We start from the raw sequence: 6,269 nt of genomic DNA, 5'->3' as shown, positions 1-6,269 counted from the left end.
CTATCGTTTCGGCCCGACAATTCGGCACTTGAGTTACAGGACGGAAAGAATTGGAGTCCCCCAGCATGAGCAGTACGAGCCCGAGCATCAGCCTGAGCACTGAAATTCAAACCGTCGGCGTCATCGGCGCTGGCACCATGGGCAACGGCATCGCCCAAGCCTGCGCCGTGGCCGGTATCCACGTCGTGATGATCGACATCAGTGAAGCCGCCGTCCAAAAAGGCTTGGCGACCATCGGTGGCAGCCTTGATCGGCTGCTCAAGAAGGAAAAGATCAGCGCTGAAGCCAAGACCGACGCTTTGGCCCGCATCCGCATCTCGACCGACTACGCCGACTTGAAGACCGCCCAACTCGTCATCGAAGCGGCCACCGAGAACGAAGCCCTCAAGGTCAAGATCCTCCAGCAGCTCGATGCCACGCTCGCGCCAGACGTGATCGTCGCCACCAACACCAGCTCGATCTCGATCACCAAGCTGGCCGCGACCACCCAGCGCGCTGACCGTTTCATCGGCATGCACTTCTTCAACCCAGTGCCGATGATGGCGCTGGTGGAGTTGATCCGAGGCTTACAAACCAGCGATGCGACCCACGCCAAGGTCAAAACCCTGGCCGAAGCGCTGGGCAAAACACCCATCACGGTCAAGAACGCGCCCGGCTTTGTCGTCAACCGCATCTTGATTCCGATGATCAACGAAGCCTTCTTCGTCTTGGCCGAAGGCTTGGCGACGCCAGAAGACATCGACGCTGGCATGAAACTCGGCTGCAACCAACCCATTGGCCCGCTGGCCTTGGCCGACATGATCGGTTTGGATGTGTGTTTGGCGGTGATGGACGTCTACATGAAGGAGTTCAACGACTCCAAGTACCGCCCAGCGCCGCTGCTGAAGGAATACGTCGCTGCGGGCTGGCTGGGCCGCAAGAGCGGTCGAGGCGTCTACAGCTACTGACCCCGCCTAGCACCCGCCCTGCTGCCCCCTGACCCATGTCGACCAACGCCATCGTCATGCTCAATCGCCATGCGGGTCATGGCACAGCCAGCCGACTCCAAGAGCCGATGGAAGCGTGGTTGAAACGCCATGCACCGGGGGTGCCGCTGCTGGCACCCACCAGCGCCCATGCCGCCTTGGCCACACTGATCATCTTGGCCCCACGCACTCGGGTGGTGTTGGTCGGTGGTGATGGGACAGTCAATACCTTGCTACCCGCCATGTTGCGGCGCGGTCACCGACTTGGCTTGGTGCCAGCAGGTCAGACGAACAGCTTGGCACAGGCCCTCGGTCTCACCAACATGACGTGGCAAAACGCCTTGCCCTTTGCGCTCAATCACCCCTCGGCAGCCATCGACGTGGGTCAGATCGACACCGGCAAAGGCAGCTGGCCTTTTGCGTCGCGGTTAGGCATTGGTTTCGAGGCCCTCATTGGGCTGCGTGCCCAGACGGCTCCAGCGTTCTTGCGCGGATCCACCGCCCGGCGGCTCTGGGGCTTGATGCACGAATGGCCCCGCAACAAGACTCTGCCGATGCGGGTCTGGATCGACGGCAAGTTGGCACACGAGGGCAGCACACTGGCCGTATCGATCACCAACACCCCCCGCGTAACCACCCACTTGCATGATCGAGCCGAGCCCATGGCCGCCCCACCGGGCACCATGGATGCGCTGATCGTGGGAGCCTTGGGTGGACTGCTCCAGCTACCCGCCTTGCTGCGACCCACACAAAGCACGCACCCGAAAATCGAAACTTTCCGGGTGCGTCAGATCCAGATCGACTCCGGCACCCCACTGCCGCTGTGTGCCGATGGCGAGCAACTGCCCCCCACCGGCCGCTTGGGCGTACAGGTGCTGCCCCGTTCTTTGCAAGCGGTGGGCCTGCATGCCGAGGCCGAAATCTGGGCCCCTTCAACGCAAAGTTGAGGCCAAAGTTCTTTTACCAGCGCTGTTCCACCCCATCCATGGGCGGTAAAAAACGGGACAGTTCGGTCAGCGCGTGCTCATAAACTTGGCGCTTGAACTCGATGACCATCTCCAGCGGCACCCAGTAATCGTGCCAACGCCAAGCGTCGAACTCGGGGTGATCGGTGGCGCGCAAGTTCATGTCGCTGTCGTGGCCCAAAAGCTGCAACAGGAACCAAATCTGCTTCTGACCCTTGTAATGCCCACGGGCATCGCGCCGGATGTAATGATCAGGCACCTCATAGCGCAGCCAATCCCGGGTTCGGGCAAGGATGCGCACGTGCTCAGGCAAGAGGCCTATTTCCTCATGCAATTCTCGGAACATGGCCTGCTCAGGCGACTCACCATATTTGATGCCGCCTTGCGGAAACTGCCAGGAGTGGGTGCGAATACGTTTGCCCCAAAACACCTGATTCCACGGATTGAGCAGGACGATGCCGACGTTGGGCCGGAAGCCTTCACGGTCGAGCATAATCAGACCCCAGATTTTTAACTGAGCCGATTATTGCACCGACCTTGTGTGGCACAAGCCCGCACAAATCCCGATCCGGTGACGGCTCCCCCCGCCCATCATGAAAGCATCCCAGTTCTTCATCGCCACGCTGAAGGAAGCGCCCGCCGACGCCGAAATCAACAGCCACAAGCTGATGATGCGCGCCGGTTTTATCAAGCGCCTCGGCGCGGGCATCTACAACTACATGCCGATGGGCTTGCGGGTGATCCGCAAGGTCGAAGCCATCATCCGTGAGGAAATGAACCGCGCTGGAGCCATCGAGCTCTTGATGCCGCTCGTGCAGCCTGCTGAGCTGTGGCAGGAAACGGGCCGTTTCGACAAGATGGGGCCCGAGTTGCTGCGCGTGAAGGATCGCCACGACCGCGACTTCATCATCCAGCCCACCAGCGAAGAAGTCGTCACCGACATCGCCCGCCAAGAGCTGCGCAGCTACAAGCAGCTGCCGAAAAATTTCTATCACATCCAGACCAAGTTCCGCGACGAGCGCCGGCCGCGCTTTGGCATCATGCGTGGGCGCGAGTTCACGATGAAGGATGCCTACTCCTTCGACCGTGACGCCGCCAGCGCCGCCAAGAGCTACGACGCGATGTTTGCGGCCTACAAGCGCATCTTTGAGCGCTTCGGCTTGCAATACCGCGCCGTGGCTGCCGACACCGGCGCGATTGGGGGCGACCTCTCGCACGAATTCCAAGTCATCGCCGACATCGGTGAAGACGCGATCATTTACTGCCCGACGAGCGATTACGCCGCCAACATCGAGCTGGCCGAAGCGCTGCCGCTGCTGGATAGCCGCGCAGCACCGACCCAAGCGTTGGCGAAGCAACCCACCCCGGTGACCACCGTTTGCGCCGATGTGGCCCGGATGCTGGGCGTGGACCTGAGCCGCACAGTGAAATCGCTGGTGCTGGCCACCGACGAGTTGGGTGAGCACGGCGAGATCGTCAAGACCCGCATTTGGCTGCTCTTGGTGCGCGGTGACCACGATCTGAACGAAGTCAAGGCCGGCAAGGTCGAAGGGCTGAAAAGCGGCTTCCGCTTCGCCACGACAGCCGAGATTGAGACGCACTTCGGCTGCAAGCCGGGCTACCTTGGGCCGATCTTCCACAAAGAGGGCCTGAAAAAGCCGGTGAAGGTCATCGCCGACCGTACCGTCGCGCGGATGAGTGACTTCGTCAGCGGGGCCAACGAGGAAGGTTTCCACCTCAGCGGCATCAACTGGGGCCGCGATCTGCCCGAGCCCGACGTGGTGGCCGACATCCGCAATGTCGTGGCGGGCGATCCCTCGCCCGACGGCCAGGGTGTGCTGGCGATTCAGCGCGGTATCGAAGTGGGCCACGTGTTCTACCTCGGCACCAAGTATTCCAAAGCCATGAACGCCACTTTCTTGGATGAAAACGGCAAGCCGCAGTTCATGGAAATGGGCTGCTACGGTATCGGCGTGACGCGCATCTTGGGTGCGGCCATTGAACAGAGCCACGACGCGCGCGGCATCATCTGGCCGGACGCCATCGCACCGTTCACCGTCGCCATCTGCCCCATCGGCATGGACCGCTCGGAAGCCGTCAAAGCGGCCGCGCAAGCGTTGCATGACGAGCTGCAAGCCGCTGGCGTCGATGTGATCCTCGACGACCGGGGCGAGCGTCCGGGGGCGATGTTTGCCGACTGGGAACTGATCGGTGTGCCGCACCGCGTGGTGATCTCTGACCGGGGTCTCAAAGAAGGCCAGGTCGAATATCAAGGTCGGCGTGATGCAGCGGCTACCCCAGTGGCAGCGGCAGAGGTGGCGGCCTTCTTGAAGGGCCGCGTGAAGGTTTGACGGCATGACCCCCGCCCGACGCGCCTTGCTCGTCTTGGCGGGTGCTGCCTGCATCGGCAGCTGGCAGCCCGCTCAAGCGGGCTCACAAGTCGAAGAGCCCTTGGCCGACGCAGTCCGGGGCGCTTTGTCTTCGGCGGTGGCCGAACACGCCCCGCCCAAGCCCGAATTCAGCCGCACCGAAGAGCGCATCGCCTACCTGCGCTGGCTGGGCAAGATGAGCCCCAAGCTGGCGCGGCGCTATCAAGACTTCGACAGCCGGCGCGAGTTTCTTGAAACCCTCTGGTACGAGAGCCGTCGCGCCGGGCTGGAGCCCAATTTGGTGCTCGGCTTGGTCGAGGTGGAAAGCGGCTTTCGCAAGTACGCCATTTCCAGTGCGGGGGCGCGCGGCTACATGCAGGTCATGCCTTTTTGGACTCGGCTGATCGGCGACGGCAACCCGGCAGCGCTGTTCCACATGCAGACCAATTTGCGCTTTGGCTGCGTGATCCTGCGCCACTACCTCGACCGCGAAAGCGGCGATGTTTTCATGGCGCTGGGCCGCTACAACGGCAGCCGAGGCCAAGCGCCCTATCCCAACATGGTGCTCGGGGCCAAGAAACGCTGGGAGTCCGGCTAGACTGGCTCCCACCGCCAACCTTCAACCCAAGCCCCCACCATGTCGCCAGAACTCAGTTACGCCGTGACCGGGTTGGGCATTCTGCTCTGCCTGTTTTGTTTCGCCGTGGTCTTTCGCGGCCAGCGCATTCCCGGGGACGAAGGCAGCGCCCAAGAGCTTGAGTTCAAAGGGTTGAAGCTCAAAGCCAATTCGCTGGTCACGCTTTTGATCGTCTCAGCGCTGCTGGCCGGTTTTCCACTCGGGCTGCAAGCGTGGATTCAGATCAACGCGCCCGTCCCAGCACCGACCGCGCCCGCCACAGCGCCACAACCCGCCACGCTGCGCCTGTTCGTGACCGGCCAAGTGCTGGACGGCAACGGCGGCCAGATTGAAAACGCCACCGTGCGCGTCTTGGATGTGCGCCAAGGCCGCCAAATCCACGAGGCCCAAACGGACGGCTTTGGCAGCTTCGACTTCCCGCCGTTGGAGCTGGGCCAAGACGATCGCTACAAGGTCGTGATGTCCAAAGACGGCTTTTTGGAACAGACCGTGCTGATGGGCCCGGGCGGGTCGGTCGGCTTCAACGCTGCGCTGGTCAAGCGCAAGACCCCGGGGACACAACCATGAACGCGCGCGCAGCACTCATCATCACCACTGGGCTGTGGATGGTTGCGGTACAAGCTACTGAGCTCGCCACCACCCGCATCAGCCCCATCGACCAGGCCGAGATGGTGCTGGTGCCCGCTGGGCCGTTCATCTACGGCGAGGAGGGCCGCAAATTGCGCCAACTCCTGAGCGATCGGCTCCAAGCGGCGTGGGCCCCCAATTACGCCAGCGAAGCCCCTCGCCAGATGCGGAACCTGCCCAGCTTCTACATCGACCGCTTTGAAGTGAGCAACGCGCGCTACAGCGCCTTCTTGCGCGCCCAGCCCGGCCACCGCGCCTCGCGCTACGCCAGCTATCCGCAGTTCAACGCCCCCGATCAACCCGTGGTGGGTATCGGCTGGTCAGAAGCGGCGGCGTTCTGCGCTTGGGCGGGCAAGCGTTTGCCGAGCGAAGAAGAATGGGAAAAAGCCGCCCGAGGCACCGACGGCCGTCTCTGGCCTTGGGGTGACGCCTTGAACGAAGCCAGCTTCAACGGCCGCAGCGCCGGGGTTTACAACCCCGCCTCGGTCGGCAGCCACCGCAGCAGCGACAGCCCCTACGGCGTGGCCGACATGGCCGGCAACGTCTGCGAAATGACCGCCACCCCGTGGAATGCCACCCAAAAGCACGTCATGCGCGGCGGCTCCTTTCTGAACCGCCTCCCCGACGTCCGCACCACCGTCCGCTGGGCCACCCCGGACGAAGACAACGGCACCAAATGGCTGGGATTCAGATGTGCGAGTGCGGT

Annotated in this window: 6 protein-coding genes and 1 pseudogene; 6 read left to right on the top strand and 1 reads right to left on the bottom strand. The window is 62.6% G+C overall.

Translation table 11 applies throughout. The annotated features are described in order from the left end of the window. Nucleotides 1-65 precede the first annotated feature (65 nt). Nucleotides 66-947, top strand: coding sequence for a 3-hydroxybutyryl-CoA dehydrogenase (locus AC3VI7_RS11865; RefSeq protein ID WP_489667754.1), 882 nt, complete (start codon nt 66-68; stop codon nt 945-947). A 35-nt stretch (nt 948-982) separates the two neighbouring features. Then, entirely contained in the window at nt 983-1,912 is a 930-nt protein-coding gene (locus tag AC3VI7_RS11860) for a diacylglycerol/lipid kinase family protein (protein ID WP_489667753.1), read from the top strand. Nucleotides 1,913-1,946: 34 nt separating this feature from the next. Here the strand turns inward: AC3VI7_RS11860 and AC3VI7_RS11855 are convergent. Then, nucleotides 1,947-2,423: pseudogene (locus AC3VI7_RS11855) on the bottom strand (RNA pyrophosphohydrolase); the annotation flags it as partial. A gap of 100 nt (nt 2,424-2,523) precedes the next feature. Between AC3VI7_RS11855 and AC3VI7_RS11850 the strand changes: the two are divergent. The 4 genes from AC3VI7_RS11850 to AC3VI7_RS11835 all read left to right on the top strand — a co-directional run. Then, nucleotides 2,524-4,281 carry a proline--tRNA ligase gene (locus tag AC3VI7_RS11850; protein WP_489667752.1) on the top strand — a complete coding sequence of 586 codons (1,758 nt, stop codon included), beginning with the start codon at nt 2,524-2,526 and terminating at the stop codon, nt 4,279-4,281. 4 nt (nt 4,282-4,285) lie between these two features. Then, nucleotides 4,286-4,897, top strand: coding sequence for a lytic transglycosylase domain-containing protein (locus tag AC3VI7_RS11845; RefSeq protein WP_489667751.1), 612 nt, complete (start codon nt 4,286-4,288; stop codon nt 4,895-4,897). 39 nt (nt 4,898-4,936) lie between these two features. Next, nucleotides 4,937-5,503 (top strand): carboxypeptidase-like regulatory domain-containing protein, encoded by a 567-nt coding sequence (locus AC3VI7_RS11840; protein WP_489667750.1) that lies wholly within the window; start codon nt 4,937-4,939, stop codon nt 5,501-5,503. Then, nucleotides 5,500-6,269: formylglycine-generating enzyme family protein (locus tag AC3VI7_RS11835; RefSeq protein ID WP_489671555.1), on the top strand; the 770-nt coding region annotated here is incomplete at its 3' end. The genes AC3VI7_RS11840 and AC3VI7_RS11835, both read left to right, overlap by 4 nt.

The sequence above is a fragment of the Leptothrix toolikensis (SeqCode) genome (assembly GCF_057922285.1).
This window is presented reverse-complemented; position numbering and strand designations above follow the sequence as displayed.